Raw genomic sequence first — 16,727 nt, forward strand, 5'->3', positions numbered from 1 at the left:
TTCTGAGTTATCAGTGGATTTTAATAATTCAGATGCACTTTTTGGGAGCTTCTTAATTAACGCATCAGGCAATGATTTTGATAAATCGGGGTTTGGTTCTTCAGATATAAAATGATCGCGCAATGTTTTAATTAATTTTACGATTAAAGCGTCATCTTTATAAAATTCTAAATCGACAGCCAATAAAATGGGGCGAAAATACATAGCGATTCGTCTAGCTTGAGATTCATAATACTTCCATTTTTCAGACTTTTTATCAAAGCCAGTACCAGAAATTAAATCAGCAATTGCCACTTGTTTTTCTTTGGGTAAAATATCAAATCCGAGCTGCCTGTATTCTTCAGTTGTTATGTTTTGTTTTATTTCTTGGGTTGAATTCCAAACCAGAAATTCTCCCAGGTTCGGTAATTCCAGCATTAATCCCCTCACAAACTCCTCTTCTTTTGCGTCCGCATGGTTATTTGCCTCATTAACAAATGCACGCAGATGGAACATGAAGCTCGTGATTAGGTTGTCCATGAATTCTTGATAACGATGAAAAATAAAGCACAACATGTACAATGATTGCTGTGGCTTTTTTAATCTTCGCAATCTTGATGCGGTATATTGTTCTGCAAGTGATCCATAATAACGAACGGCATTATTCGATAACTGTAATGATGGAATCAGCGTTTTGCATAGCTGATACAGCTCTTTTATTTTCAGAACTTTTTGCACTTCAAGTTTTAATGCAGTATATGTAAAATCTCTTTGATCCATTCGAATAACATTTAATTGCGTAAGTCCGCCATCATTCTTAATAATTTCTTCCAATTGCTTCTTTAGATCACTAGGTATTTCAAGAACTATTTTTTCAAGTCGATCACGTTCTGTTTTAAATACACGTGTGAACAAATCTTGTATTGTGCGGTACGATGGAAATATTATTTTTTCATTTTCAAGAAAAATATATAATTCACGTAACGTATCACTTCCTTTTGGGTGAATTCGGATTAATTTTTCTAGTTGATTTACAGTGATTTTTTTAAGTGGGTATGACCACTCACGATACCCGTACAATGTTAAAATATCTTCTTTTTGCGTGCGATAATTATCTTTCCATAAAGTGCCAGTTAATTCTTTCTTATTTTCTTCCGATGAGTAATGCTTTTTTATAATAAAATTAACATCATCCTTAACGTCGTCGAGTGAAAATTTATAGAATTGTTGTATTGCTTTGAAGTAGCCGATTTGCATTATCAAATAGACTTTTGATTTAACGCTGGTGTATTTTTTTAATAGTTTATGCTCTGCATCGCCCAGTGTAAAAAAGTGATCTCGTTCATTATCATCATTAAATATAGGTATTGAATAAAGATCTGAAATCTCGGAATCGGTTAATAAATTAATTTGTTTTTTGCTCATGCCTGACAGATTTAATTGTTAGTTTTTTGTGCGGCCATCTCGTAATATGTAATCGGAACATTTCTATGACGTAAATATTTATAAAGCGTACTTTTTGAAATGGATAATTTTTTGCAAATATCATTCACTGATAACTTTTTCTCTTTATACAATGTTTCTGCAGCGCAAGCGGTAGCCTCTGATGCTTTTGCTAATCCTTTGGGTCTGCCGCCACAACGTCCGCGTGCACGCGCCGCACTTAATCCTGCTTGTGTGCGCTCACGAATAACATCGCGCTCAAATTCAGCAAGCGATGCAAAAATATTAAAAATTAATCGTCCTTGCGGATTGGTAGTATCGATTGGATCATTCAAACTGCACAACCCAATATTCTTTTCCAGTAATTGTTGAACGAGTTCAATTAAATTTTTAAGCGAGCGACCCAATCGATCTAGTTTCCAAATCACGAGCACATCATTGGGGCGCAGCTGACTGATTAAGTTATTTAAGATGGGGCGGTCGACTTTGACGCCACTGACTTTCTCCTCATAAATTTTTTCGCAGCCAGCATTTTCAAGCGCGATGACTTGCATATCTAAATTTTGTTCGCGTGTGCTGACCCTGGCGTACCCAATTTTCATGGAAAAATCCTTCTTAAAATAATTGATAGTTCACGATACTTAAAAAATTCATCATTCGGTAGACTTAGATTACGAAAACCAGTATCTTGTACCGTAAATAGGGCGTTAGTGTACCACTAAAATCAAATCATGGTGGTCCAATAAAACGAGGGTTTTATCGAACCGTCGAATTTGGTTATTATAGATAGACAAGGATGGCAAACATGCCAACTGTATTAAGAATTAAAGGCTATCGTTTTTTCTTTTTCAGCCTGGAAGGGAATGAACCACCACACATTCATGTCGAACATGGTGATAAGGTGGCAAAATTGTGGTTGAAACCCATAAACCTGGCAAGCTCCTCAGGTTTTAGAAGCCACGAATTAACTAAAATTAGAGCACTTGTTATGGAGCATAGCGAAATATTTTTGGAGAAATGGTATGAGCACTTTAGCAGTTAAATTTGATGATCATGCAGTTGATGTCAGTTTTACAAAAAATGCGCTGCATTTTGTGTTAGCGGATGGAAGAGAAATTTCAGCCCCACTAGAATGGTTTCCACTATTACGAGATGCAACTGAAAAAGATAGAAATAATTGGCGTCTAATAGGTAATGGTATTGGCGTGCATTGGCCAGAAATTGATGAAGATATTGCTGTTGGTACGATTATGAAAGGGCATGATTAACAGGATTAATTAAAAACCGGCCGGTTTTGGAGATTCTTCCAGAGAACCCCTAAAGTACCGTTAAAAAACAAGCGAGGAGAAATCATTGGTAGCGCAGGCGTATCATTAGATATTACGGCGGCAAAACAAGCAGCTACTGATAGATTAGACTTTCTTGAGAACATCATAGCCCTAATGCCTGGACATGTCTATTGGGTTGATAGAGCGGGTGTTTACCAGGGCTGCAACGATGCACAAGCAAAATCGTCTGGTTTGAATAACAGAAAGGAAATTGTAGGTAAGCGAAATAAAGATTTACCATGGCATTACAACACAAAAGCTATTCCTGAAATAATAGATAAAATCAATCAAGAAGTGATGGAAAGCGGAAAAACCAAGGTCGTTGAAGAACCAGCCGAATTGCAAGATGGGACTAAAGCAATATTCTTATCGAGCAAAGTACCAATGAAAAATAAAGCAAATCAAGTTGTTGGTATGCTTGGTATTTCCATTGATATCACCAACAGCAAAAAAAGAGAAGAAGAACTGAAGAAGGCCAAAAAAGAAGCTGAGAAATCGAATAAAATAAAATCGGATTTTATCAGCAATATGGAACACGATATTCGCACGCCTTTTGTTGGTATTTATGGCATGATTGATATTCTTGCCAATCAAGAAGAAGATCCAGAGAAAAAAAACATCTTGCACGATGTGGCGATTTGCGCCAAAGAGCTAATGGATTATTGTGACGGGATTTTAGATTTTTCACGGATAGAGTCAGAGTCCTTTCCGATTGTTTCTAAGAGTTTCACGCTACGCAAGTTGGTTGATAGCGTCATCACCATTGAAACTATTGCGGCAAAGAACAAAGAACTTGATTTATCGTTACAATATGATAGCCAACTTCCCATTGCAGTCATCGGCGATCCTTATCGCTTAAAACGTATTTTAATTAATCTGGTGAGCAATGCTATTAAGTTTACCAAGCAGGGATTTGCGAAACTATCAGTATCGTTAAGTCAAGATAATCAAGATGATCGCAAAGTTGTGGTCAAATTCGAGATAGAAGACAGCGGTATGGGTATTCCTGATGATAAAAAAGCGTTGATTTACGAACGCTTTGCGAAAGTTATTCCAAGCAATAAGGGGTTATATAAAGGGCTTGGGTTAGGGCTTAGGATCGTTAAACAATTTATTGATGAGTTAGATGGTGATATTCACTTAACAACAGAAATAGAAAAAGGCTCAACATTTGTTGTATTTTTGCCGTTTAAGGTTCCGTTGTCTAATGAAATTATTGACGAGGACTGATCCTCAAGGAACAGAACATGGATCGTTCAAAATTACGTGTTTTAGTGGTAGAAGATCATAAGCTGGCTCAGAAAATGGCGGTGATGGCAATAGAACAGCTTGGTTGTATGGTTGATACTGCGGACACGGGTGCTGAAGCAATCACACAATTTAAGCAGCACCGTTATGATTTCATTTTTATGGATCTAGGGCTGCCTGATATGGATGGATACACTGTCACTGAAACTATCCGTGGGTTAGAGGAAAAGCTGCACCAGCACACACCTATTGTGGCCTTAACGGCACACGTTGAGGAGGAATTTCGAGAAAACGCCAAGCGAGCTGGTATGGATGATTTTTTATCCAAACCATTAACAACGGACAAAGCAGAGGCAGTGCTTGATCAATATGTTCAACCTGAGAATATCAGCAACATTAAACGATTCAAGTAAATAGTAAAACCAAACTAATTGATGACCAGCATACAGAGCACAACGCGCACTATGCAATTGGCTGATTAAAATGTATGCGAATCCATCTGGCTAAGTAGTCAGTAATGCCATTATTAGTTGCCCAATCAAACAACAATACCTTATTCGCCGACCATCCCAACCACGTGCTTGATGGCATGTGCGCAAATCAAGGTAGATGTGCCACTTGACTCTCCTTGAAATCTAATTAAAATAACAAAAAGAAACGTTACTTTAAATAATAACGTTATTTAATTGTTATCTTAAAAAGAGGAGTTGTTATGAGTAAACCTACCCAAGTAACCTACGAGGTCTTTGCCGAGGCCGCCAACCAGCTAGACAGTGAGAATCAGCGCGTCAGCGTGCGTGCCGTGCGCACCAAGGTCGGCGGCTCTAATAGCAAGCTGATGGAGTTCTTGCGTCAATGGAAGTCCGAAAAACAGTTGGCAACCGAAACTGATGAAGATATCTCTGATGGTTTTCGTCAAGCTTTGTTGGCTGAGTTTGGTCGCGTGGTTCAAAAAACACGCGAGCGCCTTGAGAAACAATTGGCTGATGAAAAAAACAGTGCCCAGGAAGCGCTGGATTTGTTAGCGGAGATGGAGAAAACCTGTGCTGAGCAAACGGAGAAAATCACAACACTTGAAGCACAGCATCAAAAGAGGGTGTTAATTTTAGAGAAACAGATTGCAGGATTGGAAGCCCGCCTTAAGGATGAAGAATCACGCGAGACGAAATTAGTGCAAAAAGTGGAAACACTTCAGGCTAGCCAGCATCAAGCGGAAATTAATGCGGCGGTAGCAAAGGCGCGCTGTGAATCTCTCGAAAAACAATTAGCGGCGAAAGCTAAGTGATTTTTTGGAATCTGAGTAATGAGTAAAAAAGACCCAGACGAAAACATCAACCGCGCGAAAAGGTTGCTTAAGAAGCCGAGCAAAAGAACTGTGCTCGGTATTATGCTGTCCGTGCTGATGATCCCGTTATTCGCATTGCTTTTTTATGTCTTCGGTATCATTTTTACTTACACCGGCTCTATACCGGTTGGGTTCTATCGCATTATCTCGGATACAACACAGATTAAGCGCGGTGATTATGTGTCATTCTGCTTACCAGATACGATTGCTAAGATGGGGCTTGAGCGTGGCTATATTCATCGTGGTTCATGTGCTAATGGTAGTGAAGAACTGATTAAGCAAGTGATTGCGGTGCCAGGTGATACCGTTAAGCTTGCTAATAATGAAATTTCTGTCAATGGCCTGTTTTTAGGCAGTGGTTATTTTGCGCCGACTCGGATTATTGATAAAGACCACTTACCTGTTTATCGTTTTATTAAAGAGGGCACCTATCAGGCAAAAGGGTATTGGGTGTATGGGTTTGGTGATCCTCGCTATTCTTGGGATTCTCGTTACTATGGCGGAATACCTAAAGCCAATATTAAACATCGATTACTGCCATTATGGATATTTTAAAATGTCCTGTTTAGATTGATCTCACGTATTTCTTAAAAGCCTAATCCAATTGCAGCTTGTTGATGCCAATCGCTTTAGCGCACTGTAGTAGAAAAGCAAACGAAAATTTACCCCTGTTGATTGTGACGGTAATATTATTGGTTGTTTTTTGTATGCCTAATTTCTCTAACGCCTGCCTTAGTTCGTCATAATTAATACCACGACGTGTAAGCTCTGCTTTTAAAAAGTTAGCGGCCTGTGTTTCCCAGTCGGTTTTCTCACTCATCGACAGCTCCTCTTGAATAACTGTAATGTAATTAATCTTACTAATAAGTAATAAAAATGTCAATCAAGTGTTGACACCGACACAAGAACAGTTATAATTATTACATATTAGTATTAAAACATACTAATATGTAATTTAACCACATAGGAGAATATTAATGAATACTGTAAATACTATTCATACTCGACTCTACAATAAATTGGCAAAGTTGATCCCCGACCTTAAGGCGCTTGAACTGGGCGAGGCCATGAAAAGTTTAGGCGGTGGTGGGATGATGGATTTGAACTTGGATGTGCTTTATGTCAGTGATGATCATACGGTGATTGCTTTATCCCATTACTACAAACACCCCAGCGGCGATTTAATTGCTGATCCTGATATGGAAATTCGGATATTTCATGATGGGCGCGGCGCAGAAGCTTTGACTTATCAAGATAGTTTCGGTTATCAGCGTGTTTATCCTGATGAGCAGCACGTTAGGCCAAAATTAAAGAAAAGCCTTAATAGCTTTCTTAATACTTGGCTGGGTAATTGTTTACGCCAAAACCATCACTTGAAGCGTGAAGCGACAAAATCAAAATAAAAAGGGTAGGTGGTCCCGTGTGGATGCACAGGGCCACCCCATCATCACTTTAAACCACAGAGGAAAAAGCAATGACAAGTATCATTTTACAAAACGAATTAATCATTGAACAGCGCAACCATGACATGCTTCAGAAGCAAAATGAGTCCAAAATGATGAGCGCCTATTTAGGGTTGTGTGAGTCTAAAAGTCCAATGGCAACGCCGGTCAGTGAAAGAAAGCTTAGAAGGCTACAAAGGAGAAGGCGAGCGATGGTTGATAAATTGATCAGCGGGGAAGGGGTTACGACAGATTAATGGCTAACCTGATTCACGTGCCAGAATAGTGCGCCTAAGATAGTGGCTTTAGGATATTCAGCAAGACCGGAGCGCAGAATATCACCGCCCAGGCGCACTAGATTATGGTAGCGTGTGCGCTTCCAGGCTTCACAAAAAAGTGCTTGTATTTCCTTGATAGGCTCGTCTTCTTCCATGAATGTTTTGCTATTAAATGCTTTTTCGCCTGCTCGATAAAAGGTGTGCTCAATGCCATTGTCTTGCTCTATTTTCTGAATAATTGTTTGGCAAATTTGCAAGGCTTGTTCGCTATCAAGATAGTTTTTATCCGCCAAGGCTAACCCTGTCTTTTCAAACGATAGCCCCAGTAGAAATTTACGGTGCCCGTCTTTGTGGCGCAATCGTTTCTTGGCGGTAGAGAGGCGTTGCCTAAGCCGGTATTTTTTAGCTAGGATTTTTTTTTAGTATCATCCATATTGGATAGGGTGGCGTCTTGGTCGTTCTTATATTTATCGCGCAGCCCTTTAAATTCTTTCTCTAAAATATCATCCGACAAGTCAATAAGCCGATAGCGTTTAGCCAAGCTACCAACCTTAGAAGCCCGCTGTTTATCAAAATCAGCAATTTTCTTTTCGATCTCTTTGAGCTGATCAACCAATTTTGCCTTTTGATCTACAGGGCTTTTTTTCTGTTTTGCCATTATTCAATTACTCCTAGCCTAAAAAATGTTCCCCGTGATAAATCCCGTCTGGAAATATCCTAGCAGGGGGTTAAAGGGGGACGGCAATGAGTCCCCCTTATTTAAATCATCGATTTTTTGTTATGGGAAGGGTAGTGTTTTACCACCACCCTTTAAATCCCGTCGCGGTCATCGGCGTCCCCGCCTGTACCGCATAGTGATGATGATATAGAAATCCAAAAAAGTCAATAAAAGTGAGCGAAGCGAACACCAATCAGCATAGTGCCGGCGATAGCCGGATAATCGCTATGCGCACTTATGCATTCTTGCGAATGCTGGTGCGATCTGCTAAATTAGTACCAAGCAAGATTTGGAACACCTATGGCCATCTATCACTATCACCGTGAGATAGGAAAGCGAGGAGACGGTAAAAACGCTGTCTTTGCGGTGGCGTATATCCGTGGGGAAAAGCGTACCTGCCATAAAACCCAAGAGACAAAGGATTTTACCTATAAGCATGATGTTATTTATTCTGAATGCCTGCTACCTGATGACGCACCAGAATGGGCGCTGAAGATTAGAAATTCCCACGTAAAAGACGAAAATGGCCAATATTTGTTTGATAAAACAGGGCTTAATTTCTCTAATTATGCTTGGAATCAAATCGAGATTATGGAAAAACGCAGTGACTCTCAATTGTACTTTCATGATGATTTTGCCATTCCTGTTGAGTTAAACCAAGAGGCAGCGATTGAGTTAGTTCAGAGTTTTGTGAAAGAAAAGCTTGCCGTAAATGGTGTTTTTTGTGATACGGCGATTCATTGGGAATTGATCAATCCTCATGCCCATGTGGTGATGCCATTGCGCCAATTAACTGAGGAAGGGTTTAGTAAAAAGCGCCGTTTCGGCAAGGGCGATTTAAGTAAAATCGTGACACAGGTTCGCTCGGATTGGGCAGACTATGCCAATCGAAAAATGATGGAGCAGGGCATTGATGCCCGTATTGATCATCGCAGTCATAAAGCGCGTGGACTTGAATTGACCCCAACGGTGAAGGTGGGCAAAGCGACTTATATGACAGATACAAAGTATCAGGAAATCCGTGTCGCCGAAAATCAACTGATCCGCGCTCAGAACTTCGAGAAGGTCAAAGAAAATCCTGACCTTCTGGCTACGAAGGTGGCGCAAGAGCACCACGAGTTCACTCACGCACAAGTAAAGGATGAGCTAGCAAAATACGTTGTTGGTGAGCAGGTATTATCACAAATTGAACAGCGTGAAGATGCTTCAAGAGAGCAATTAGTCAATGAGATTATTGAGACACTCAAGCAGGAATCGAGCGTTTTCAGTGAGCGTGAATTGAAAACGTTGGTGATGGAGAAAACCGATTCACTGGGTGATTTTAATGTGATTGCCAAACAAATTGGCGAGAGTGACGAATTGTTTAATTTAGGGTTGGGTGATGATGGTAGAACCCATTATGTGACGCGGCAAGCCTTTAACCTTGAAACCCAATTGAGCCAAATGACCGAACGCCTATCAGCCAAGAATAGCTTTTTGGTGTCTGATGTTGTGGTGGAAAGGGTGGCGAAGGAATTTGGTTTAAATGAGGGCCAAAGAATAGCGCTTAAGCATTTGACGCAAAGTGGCAATTTAGCATTAGTGGTTGGTGTTGCCGGTTCAGGTAAAACGTATATGCTCAAGGCGGCTAAGGCTGTTTGGGAGGAGGCTGGGTATCGCGTTAGAGGTGTGGCTTTTTCTGGACGAGCAAGTAGCGGGCTAGAAAGCGAAGCGGGGATACGCTCACAAACTATCGCAGGATTTATGCAGAGCATTCGCCAGGGCTATTCTCAATTTGGCTCTAACGATATTTTGGTGATGGATGAAATGGGCATGACGTCGTTAGATGACATGCATCAAATCACCTCAGTGGTTCAAGCGGCTGGTGGCAAGCTGGCCGGTACGGGTGACACGGAGCAGACTCAGCCCGTTGGTCGAGGCGCGCCCATGCGAGCAATGATCGAGCAAGCTGGGTGCGTTGTGATGGACACCATCATTCGCCAAAAAGTTGATTGGCAGGCAAAAGCGACACTTGCAATGGAAACCCAGCAAACCGCTAACGGTTTGGATGCTTATAACGAGCACGGTCAAGTTTACTTTGCTGAAACAGCGCTTGTGGCAAAAGCCACTTTAGTTGATCAATGGTATCGGCAATACCAGCAACATGAAGAACAACTGCTGCGTGAGCATATTTTAATTGCTTACAAAAACGAAACCGTTGCTCACCTTAATCAATTGGCTCGCGACAAGTTGGTTACTGATGGAGTATTAGAGCAGGGCGCTTTGGTTGACACAAGCAATGGGAAACTGGCCATCGCAAAAGGCGAGCGTGTGTTATTTTCTCGTAATGATTATCGTCTACAGGTAAAAAATGGAGATTTTGGCACGGTTGTTAAAGTCGATGGTCACACATTAACGGTTAAATTGGATAACGACCGTGAGATAACCTTTTCTACTACGCAGTACCGTGATTTTAATTATGGCTATGCCGCCACCGTTCATAAGATGCAAAGTTTCACGGGTGATTATGCGTTTGAATACATTGATAGCCGTGGCTATGATCGACATTTATTTTTGGTTGGCTCTAGTCGCCATCGCTATAATCTCACCATTATGGCTGATCATGAACTCTTTAAAGACTATGACGATTTAAAAGAAGTGGTTAGTCGTCATGGCTTGAAAGATCATATTTTTGATTACCCCGCTAGTTTTTCACTTCGTCGTGGTTTTGAACCCAGCGGTGTTGCAAAACGAACTGTTAATTTTGTACGTCGAACAAGCGCTAAGGTACAAGACAGTTTGTTATGGTTGGTGAACTATCAGGCTTATGTAGAAAAACAAGCTAAAAAATCGCTCGATCCTCATGCCGAACTGAAGCGGCGACGTCAAGATGCCATTATTGTTGCGGATTTTTGTGATCGCCGCATTGAGATTGCGAAGAGCGTGGAAGCGCTTAAAGCGATGCCTGGTTATGAGCTTAAGTTGAATTATCAGGTTGTGCCAGAAAATGAAAGTATCGACCCCAAAGTGATGATGCTTTATACAGATCAAGAAACACTGATGTTTGCTGCCCTTGATGCGCAGGGCAAACTCACTCGAATGATGCTTGATACCAGCCAGATGAATAGTGAACTTTTTGCTAGCATCGATAAAAAGCTCAATGATGTTGAAGGCACCGCCCGATTAGATGAAAAAGAAAAGGCAGCCATATTTGATGTCACCTCAAAAGAGGGTTTCATACCCATCAACGTGGAAGAGAAAATAGAGCGGCTGCATGCTATTTACAAGCAACAATTACAAAATAGTGAGTTAGCGCGCGAGATCCAGACGAATTATAATAAATTCAAGCTGGCTATGGATCGAAATCGTATTAGTCGTGAGGCGATTGAAAAAGCCAAAGCCTTTGGCGATAGACACGAGGAAATAAAAGCGCTTGGCTCGCAATACACCTTAAAACAATTTTACGAGCCCATCATTGCCGATAAGATTGTTGGCGAAATGTCTTTATATTATGGCCATATTGTTTCGGCCTTTGGCGACAACAAAACGAAAAACCGTTTTATTGCTGAACTAAAGCATCAAATGCATCAGCGTCGTTATGACACGGCCTTTGAAACATTTGACATAGAATATCGATCCGACATTAAAGCGCTTAAACATTATCTTGATTTGGATTATGAGGTGGGCGAGTTATTAGCAGATCAAGACAGTAAAACCGATGCAATCAAAGAACGCTTGCAAAGCATTTCAAACAAACGCAACGAGATTGCCCATCAAATTGCAGGAAATCATGCCCGTTTTGAACCCATTATTGAACATTTCAGCGCTGATCAAAAACGCTTGATTCAACATCAGAAATATCATCAAGCGCGCGAGAGAGTAGAAAAGTTTAGTGGGCTATCTGATTCAGTTGTAGGCCAGGATAATTTACATAAACAAATCTTAGCCCACAAAATAAAGTCAGCGCCCAAGTTGCATGGCATTTATGTGAATGACACTTTAAAAGAAGGCTGGAAATCCATTAACTTAGAGAATTGGCGTTATGAGCGCAAACACCAACTTTCTAAAATGAGTCTTGAATTTAAGAGCAGTCATCGACTGGTTCGGCGTTATTTTGATGCGGCCTATGCTGCGCGCGATGCGTGGCAAGCAGCGATAAAACGCCGTAACGCACAGTCACCCAATACAAAAGCTTTTACTCTGCGCGCGCAAGGCTTATCGAATCAACGCGATAAAATCGCGAGCATCTTAATTAAGGATATGGAGCGTCATGCGGGCGCGATTGGCTTTGAAAAAGTCGATTTAGCTAAGCTTTCAGCCCGTGCGCGGCATTATGATTATTTTCAGCGTTATCGTAAAGAGTCGAATGAAATGCGCAAAATGCACATGGCGCATCATATCAATGAAAACATGAAAGGCTTTGGTCACGCCGTTAGTGTATCCGGTCTTTATCAAGACATTAAAGAGCGCGCCAGGCATTATGACTATCTGCATTTAGTGAATAGTGTGCCCGATCAAGCTGTGCGCGATATGATTCGATTGGCAGAACGTTACCAACAAAAACGCATTGATGCAGGGAAAGCTTGGGGACAGGTAAAGGTGGCTCGGCATTTAGGAAAAGACACCGCACGTTTATTGGTTGAGGCAAAGCATATTACCGTTCAACGCAATCGTGTGGCGTATGAGTTTGTGCAAGCTACAGCACAGCAGGGGATGATTGATCCACAAATCAAAGGAATTAAAATTAATGTTGAGATGCTTAATAAAGCCAGTCAACAATACATTGCTTATCAAGACGTGATGAACTATTTGAGCGCGACTGAGAAAAGTAGGGGATATTTCGCCAATGAGTTATTAAAAAATCGTGCAAGTTATCATTTTATTTTCGATAAAAAAATTGATTTTAAAGATTTAAGAAATGAGGCCAACACTTGGCTTAATAGTCAAGAAATGGCGGAGGTGTCTTCTACTAAAACCGCCCCAAAAAAACATTGGGACTTTGAACTCATTAGCCAAGCGCTTATGTCGAACCCAGAAGAAACCTACACGGCCTTGTTTGGCGAACCTAAAAAACGCACTTCAAAAGAGTGGCGTTATGAAGGGGGTCTCATTGTAACGCTTAAAGGGAATGATGCGGGCAAGTGGTATTCGTTTACAGAAAGCAAAGGTGGTGGCCCGATTAAAGCCATTCAAGAATGGATGGGCTTACCCTTTAAAGAGGCGCTTAAATATGGCGCGGGATTAGCCGGTTTAACAGAAGCTCAAGCCATGACCACTGAAGCTATACAGAGGGTACAGGCAAAAGCAACAGCGCGTTCTAAAGATCGTTATGAAATTATGGCAACGACGCGTTTGCAGAGTATTGAATCTGCAAAAAGTATTTGGGAGGGCACGCAACCTATTTCTGGCACTTTAGCTGAACGCTATTTTAATGAGCACCGCAAAGTGTCGCATCTTTCCCGTATGGAAATACGTCATTGGCCTATTGGCGCAGAATGGGTTAATTATGATGATAATGGTGAACGAAAGGTTCAGCCTAACAAAGTCCCTGCGGCGGTGATTGCTGTTCGAGATGCACAGGGCGAATTAACAGGCGTTCAACGTATTTATCTGGATAAAAATACGGCTGGAAAAGCCACCTTTATGGATAATGCGAAATTATCAAAAGGTGTTATTCAAGGCTCTGCGGGTATTATTCAAAAGGGTATAAAAGGCGGACGCCTTTTTATTGCTGAAGGCCCAGAAACAGGGGCGTCATTGGCGATGATTGATCCTGATGCAACCGTACTCGTCTCGATGGGCATCAATAATTTACCCAACCTTGCCCCTGTGATTTCTGCCTTTGCGCCTGTTGAAGTTGTTTTAGCGGCGGACAATGATGGTGTGCATTCAAAAACACGAAAAACAACCGAAGAGGCATTTGCGCTTTTACAATCAAATCTCAATACAACCTCGATCTCCTGTCGTTTAGCTTATCCATTGGAGATTGCGGGGCTTGCAAAAGTGGATTGGAATGATGTTCTTGTTAAACAGGGTGCAGAGGATCTTAAATCACAATTGTGCTTGATGGATAAAACGATGGGTGTCGCCGATCTCTATTATGATCACGCAAAATCGATTGCTTATACCCCAGCAGAACATTATTTGCGTGAAGTAAAGGGGTTGATGGGCGTTGATTTATCCGATGTTCGTTATCATCCCCGTGTGCCATTATCGGGTGGAGAAGGGTATCAACAAGCAATGATTTTTCCTGTGCTGAATAAAGAGGGGAAGAGACGAGCAGAGCTTGTCATGTTTCTTTCTAAAGATAGCGGTAATATCACGCAAACGATGGTTCGAGGGGACGCCCAAGGGTGTATTGCCGTTTTACAACGCGGGAATGATACCTCTACTGTGTTTATTGCTGATAATGTGATTGATGCAAAATCCATTGCTGTTGGAAACCCAGAGGCTAATATTTTTGTTAGTTTGGATCATTATCGGGATTTAGGTGATATTACTTGGGCAATGGATGCATTACCTAAAAAACCAGGCAGCATAGCGCTTGTCACCGATAATTTTGACAAACAAAATGAAAAAGAGTTGTTTGAATTAAGTGAAGCTTTACGAAAACAAAAACTACACGTTGTGATGGTGAAAGGCAGGCTTAAAGGCGACTACACGCATGTTAGCATTAATGAATCCTTGCACCATCAAGAGAAAGTACGCGGGACAAACATTATCCAGCGCATAGCCATTAATCCACCTGTTCAAGAAAAGCAATCGCTAAAAGAGAAGCTATCACGAGCCATTAAAGGTAAGAAAATTCTTGAAGAAAAAGCCATTTCTATTAAGCGGCCCACACCCGTTAAAGAACAGCGCTATTATATGGAATTCACGAAAACGCAGCGCGAAAAATTGAATGCTTATTTTAATGCTGTTGATCAATTATCAAAACAAGATCGTTATCAGGACGCATTAGAGGTTGCAAAAACAGCCAATGCGGTTTATGACGCCTTAAAAGAAGAAGTGCGCCAGGTTAATTTTCATCCTCAACCTATCAATCGCATTCAGGCAGCCAGTGAATTTAAGTTGATTCGAGAGCGCGTCATGAAACGGCAATCACTGGGATTGATTGATACAGCGGTTTTATTAAAAGAAGTTGCCGCACCTAAAATGGATACAAAGACGCAGCGACAATTTTCTGAATTAGCTCAACGACTATCCGTGCAAGATTATAGTAAGGATTATGAAAAAGCAGCGGGTCAATTTATGAAAGACAAAGCAACACTGGTTAAGGCTTGGCGAAAAAACGAGGCAATGCCAGGCAGTGGCCATTCTTTTTCAAGCAGTGACGCCAAACGTGTATTAACCGATACGATTGATCGCGATACGTTTCTTGGCATGACAAAGATGCTTGATGAAACAGTACAAACGCAAGGTAAAGGTTATGGAAAAAAACAGGGCAGGAAGAAGGATGATGATCGATCCAGGGGTGGTCGATCTCGATAAATAATAAGCGAGGTATAGTATGCGAAAACATTTTTTATTAAATCAGGCACAGAAGTTATGCCATGATTGGGACAGTATTCAAAATAGACTTATTGGTGAGAAAGATCAAATAAAAAAAGAACGCCTGTTATATGAAGAATTATTGTTAGAGCGATCATTACAGCGTTTAGCCGAAACGTATCGCTATTATTGTGATTAAGTGTGATGGCCATGTCTTATGAACCTTATTTAAAGTTTCGATGGGAAAAGATGAGTAATCATCGTTACTACGAAGTCTATTTGGCAAGAGATTTGTTTGGCTGGTGTGTTACTCGCGTATGGGGACGAAAAAGCACTGCATTAGGACAACTCAGTCATTGTCCTTGTGATAATTATCGTGACGGTGAGTTGAAAATTTTTGCAATACAAAAACAACGAAAGCAACACGGTTACCAATTAATCACTCAAGAGGTCAATAGTGTTGAAAAAAATTTGGAATAAATTTAACAAGTGTATGATGCGCTATGTAGATCAAAGCGATTATCGGTATGCTAAGCGGCAATCTGAAATAGGCAATAAGCACGGACAATTTTTATTAGCGAGAATGTATGAAACAGGGAACGATGCGGTAAAACAAGATAGAGTAAGCGCTTATGTGCTGTATTATATCGCCGATCAAAAAGGTGTTAAGGAGGCCAAGCATTGTTTGGAATGTTTAAAACCTAAATTATTACCCGAAGAATGGCAAGAGGCGAAAACGATTATTCGTGAAAAGTTGTGCGCTGATAAACCTAATAAAGACGAGTTGATAGAGCGAAAACACGATGAATAAAGATAGTTTAGATGAAAAAGTGCGGCGAGCAAAAGCCACGCCATTTTTACTGCCAAAGGAAGTCAGTTTAAAAAAGACATTATTACCTGATAATGTTTGGACCTATGTTTTTCGGCACAATCAATTAGGTGAGTTAGGACGGCTAGTGATATTGCCGCATCCAAATGGACAATCTCAGTTTGTATGTGAAGTGAGCGGTGATCCTGATGATCCAATGACTCAGAAACGGAGAACGATTCTTGAACCCATAACCCGAGAGTTAATTGGCAAAATGGAAAATATTTGCGGGCAGGGCACTGGTGAAACTCAGCCGTATACGCTTCAAAAACAACACCACTTAGTGAAAAGTGAAGTCATGCCTTGCGAGCGGTGCGGCGCGCCTACAGCCATGCTGATTATTGCGCCCGATGCGATGACAGCAGATCGTTTGGAAGATTATGCCAGGAAAATGTTTAGCCAGGTCAAAGAGCTTAACGTTCCCACCTGGGTCGTTGGTGCCGAGCGAGAGGTTAAAGTTGACGGTGCGCTGGCTGGTGAAGCGTTGATTATGAAGGTTTGGCCTGAACGGGTAGAGGCAAAATTGATGCTTTCTACAGAGCTTAATTTTCAGCTTGACGGGCTGATGGAGAAACATTGCATGAAGTAGAATGGACAAGATAAAAAAG

The 16,727-nt window shown here is 41.1% G+C and carries 18 protein-coding genes; 13 read left to right on the forward strand and 5 right to left on the reverse strand.

The window, feature by feature from the left end:
* Together COV52_09600 and COV52_09605 are read right to left on the reverse strand one after the other, a co-directional pair.
* Positions 1 to 1,404 (reverse strand): transposase (locus tag COV52_09600; GenBank protein ID PIR10203.1); only part of this gene is annotated, 1,404 nt, incomplete at its 3' end.
* A gap of 11 nt (positions 1,405 to 1,415) precedes the next feature.
* Positions 1,416 to 2,024: a resolvase gene (locus tag COV52_09605; GenBank protein ID PIR10204.1), complete on the reverse strand. Its 609-nt coding sequence runs from the start codon at positions 2,022 to 2,024 to the stop codon at positions 1,416 to 1,418.
* Positions 2,025 to 2,227: 203 nt separating this feature from the next.
* On the opposite strand from COV52_09605, the gene COV52_09610 reads away from it, so the two are divergent.
* The 6 genes from COV52_09610 to traF all read left to right on the forward strand — a co-directional run bounded on the left by COV52_09610 (position 2,228) and on the right by traF (position 5,898).
* Positions 2,228 to 2,464 (forward strand): hypothetical protein, encoded by a 237-nt coding sequence (locus tag COV52_09610; GenBank protein ID PIR10205.1) that lies wholly within the window; start codon positions 2,228 to 2,230, stop codon positions 2,462 to 2,464.
* The gene (locus tag COV52_09615; GenBank protein ID PIR10206.1) at positions 2,445 to 2,690 is read left to right on the forward strand and encodes a hypothetical protein; all 246 of its coding nucleotides are present in this window, start codon (positions 2,445 to 2,447) and stop codon (positions 2,688 to 2,690) included. The genes COV52_09610 and COV52_09615 overlap by 20 nt, the downstream gene beginning before the upstream one ends.
* 174 nt (positions 2,691 to 2,864) lie before the next feature.
* The gene (locus COV52_09620; protein ID PIR10207.1) at positions 2,865 to 3,980 is read left to right on the forward strand and encodes a hypothetical protein; all 1,116 of its coding nucleotides are present in this window, start codon (positions 2,865 to 2,867) and stop codon (positions 3,978 to 3,980) included.
* A 17-nt stretch (positions 3,981 to 3,997) separates the two neighbouring features.
* A complete protein-coding gene (locus tag COV52_09625; GenBank protein PIR10208.1) occupies positions 3,998 to 4,411 on the forward strand; it encodes a hypothetical protein in 414 nt (137 codons plus the stop codon).
* A gap of 299 nt (positions 4,412 to 4,710) precedes the next feature.
* Positions 4,711 to 5,283, forward strand: coding sequence for a hypothetical protein (locus COV52_09630; protein ID PIR10209.1), 573 nt, complete (start codon positions 4,711 to 4,713; stop codon positions 5,281 to 5,283).
* A gap of 18 nt (positions 5,284 to 5,301) precedes the next feature.
* Positions 5,302 to 5,898: a conjugative transfer signal peptidase TraF gene (gene traF, locus COV52_09635; GenBank protein ID PIR10210.1), complete on the forward strand. Its 597-nt coding sequence runs from the start codon at positions 5,302 to 5,304 to the stop codon at positions 5,896 to 5,898.
* A 40-nt stretch (positions 5,899 to 5,938) separates the two neighbouring features.
* Here traF and COV52_09640 read toward each other — a convergent pair whose 3' ends face one another.
* The gene (locus tag COV52_09640; protein ID PIR10211.1) at positions 5,939 to 6,163 is read right to left on the reverse strand and encodes a hypothetical protein; all 225 of its coding nucleotides are present in this window, start codon (positions 6,161 to 6,163) and stop codon (positions 5,939 to 5,941) included.
* A gap of 157 nt (positions 6,164 to 6,320) precedes the next feature.
* On the opposite strand from COV52_09640, the gene COV52_09645 reads away from it, so the two are divergent.
* Together COV52_09645 and COV52_09650 are read left to right on the forward strand one after the other, a co-directional pair.
* Positions 6,321 to 6,746, forward strand: a complete 426-nt coding sequence (locus tag COV52_09645) for a hypothetical protein (protein ID PIR10212.1) — start codon at positions 6,321 to 6,323, stop codon at positions 6,744 to 6,746.
* 71 nt (positions 6,747 to 6,817) lie between these two features.
* Positions 6,818 to 7,042, forward strand: a complete 225-nt coding sequence (locus COV52_09650; protein PIR10213.1) for a hypothetical protein — start codon at positions 6,818 to 6,820, stop codon at positions 7,040 to 7,042.
* Here the strand turns inward: COV52_09650 and COV52_09655 are convergent.
* A complete protein-coding gene (locus tag COV52_09655) occupies positions 7,039 to 7,422 on the reverse strand; it encodes a hypothetical protein (protein PIR10214.1) in 384 nt (127 codons plus the stop codon). The two genes, COV52_09650 and COV52_09655, sit on opposite strands and share 4 nt — an antisense overlap.
* Before the next feature lie 47 nt (positions 7,423 to 7,469).
* Positions 7,470 to 7,721 carry a hypothetical protein gene (locus COV52_09660; protein ID PIR10215.1) on the reverse strand — a complete coding sequence of 84 codons (252 nt, stop codon included), beginning with the start codon at positions 7,719 to 7,721 and terminating at the stop codon, positions 7,470 to 7,472.
* A gap of 360 nt (positions 7,722 to 8,081) precedes the next feature.
* On the opposite strand from COV52_09660, the gene COV52_09665 reads away from it, so the two are divergent.
* The 5 genes from COV52_09665 to COV52_09685 are packed head-to-tail and all read left to right on the forward strand — an operon-like array spanning position 8,082 to position 16,708.
* Positions 8,082 to 15,251, forward strand: coding sequence for a hypothetical protein (locus tag COV52_09665; protein PIR10216.1), 7,170 nt, complete (start codon positions 8,082 to 8,084; stop codon positions 15,249 to 15,251).
* A gap of 19 nt (positions 15,252 to 15,270) precedes the next feature.
* Positions 15,271 to 15,450 (forward strand): hypothetical protein, encoded by a 180-nt coding sequence (locus COV52_09670; protein PIR10217.1) that lies wholly within the window; start codon positions 15,271 to 15,273, stop codon positions 15,448 to 15,450.
* Between the two features lie 5 nt (positions 15,451 to 15,455).
* Entirely contained in the window at positions 15,456 to 15,731 is a 276-nt protein-coding gene (locus COV52_09675; GenBank protein PIR10218.1) for a hypothetical protein, read from the forward strand.
* Entirely contained in the window at positions 15,709 to 16,062 is a 354-nt protein-coding gene (locus COV52_09680) for a hypothetical protein (GenBank protein ID PIR10219.1), read from the forward strand. The genes COV52_09675 and COV52_09680 overlap by 23 nt, the downstream gene beginning before the upstream one ends.
* Positions 16,055 to 16,708 carry a hypothetical protein gene (locus COV52_09685; GenBank protein ID PIR10220.1) on the forward strand — a complete coding sequence of 218 codons (654 nt, stop codon included), beginning with the start codon at positions 16,055 to 16,057 and terminating at the stop codon, positions 16,706 to 16,708. Before COV52_09680 ends, COV52_09685 begins: the two co-directional genes overlap by 8 nt.
* Positions 16,709 to 16,727 lie beyond the last annotated feature (19 nt).

The organism is Gammaproteobacteria bacterium CG11_big_fil_rev_8_21_14_0_20_46_22 (assembly GCA_002796245.1).
GTDB lineage: Bacteria > Pseudomonadota > Gammaproteobacteria > UBA12402 > UBA12402 > 1-14-0-20-46-22.

Coding starts and splice junctions, on each gene's coding strand:
- COV52_09605 (PIR10204.1), bottom strand. CDS start 2,024: ATGAAAATTGGGTACGCCAGGGTCAGCACACGCGAACAAAATTTAGAT.
- COV52_09610 (PIR10205.1), top strand. CDS start 2,228: ATGCCAACTGTATTAAGAATTAAAGGCTATCGTTTTTTCTTTTTCAGC.
- COV52_09615 (PIR10206.1), top strand. CDS start 2,445: ATGAGCACTTTAGCAGTTAAATTTGATGATCATGCAGTTGATGTCAGT.
- COV52_09620 (PIR10207.1), top strand. CDS start 2,865: ATGCCTGGACATGTCTATTGGGTTGATAGAGCGGGTGTTTACCAGGGC.
- COV52_09625 (PIR10208.1), top strand. CDS start 3,998: ATGGATCGTTCAAAATTACGTGTTTTAGTGGTAGAAGATCATAAGCTG.
- COV52_09630 (PIR10209.1), top strand. CDS start 4,711: ATGAGTAAACCTACCCAAGTAACCTACGAGGTCTTTGCCGAGGCCGCC.
- traF (PIR10210.1), top strand. CDS start 5,302: ATGAGTAAAAAAGACCCAGACGAAAACATCAACCGCGCGAAAAGGTTG.
- COV52_09640 (PIR10211.1), bottom strand. CDS start 6,163: ATGAGTGAGAAAACCGACTGGGAAACACAGGCCGCTAACTTTTTAAAA.
- COV52_09645 (PIR10212.1), top strand. CDS start 6,321: ATGAATACTGTAAATACTATTCATACTCGACTCTACAATAAATTGGCA.
- COV52_09650 (PIR10213.1), top strand. CDS start 6,818: ATGACAAGTATCATTTTACAAAACGAATTAATCATTGAACAGCGCAAC.
- COV52_09660 (PIR10215.1), bottom strand. CDS start 7,721: ATGGCAAAACAGAAAAAAAGCCCTGTAGATCAAAAGGCAAAATTGGTT.
- COV52_09665 (PIR10216.1), top strand. CDS start 8,082: ATGGCCATCTATCACTATCACCGTGAGATAGGAAAGCGAGGAGACGGT.
- COV52_09670 (PIR10217.1), top strand. CDS start 15,271: ATGCGAAAACATTTTTTATTAAATCAGGCACAGAAGTTATGCCATGAT.
- COV52_09675 (PIR10218.1), top strand. CDS start 15,456: ATGGCCATGTCTTATGAACCTTATTTAAAGTTTCGATGGGAAAAGATG.
- COV52_09685 (PIR10220.1), top strand. CDS start 16,055: ATGAATAAAGATAGTTTAGATGAAAAAGTGCGGCGAGCAAAAGCCACG.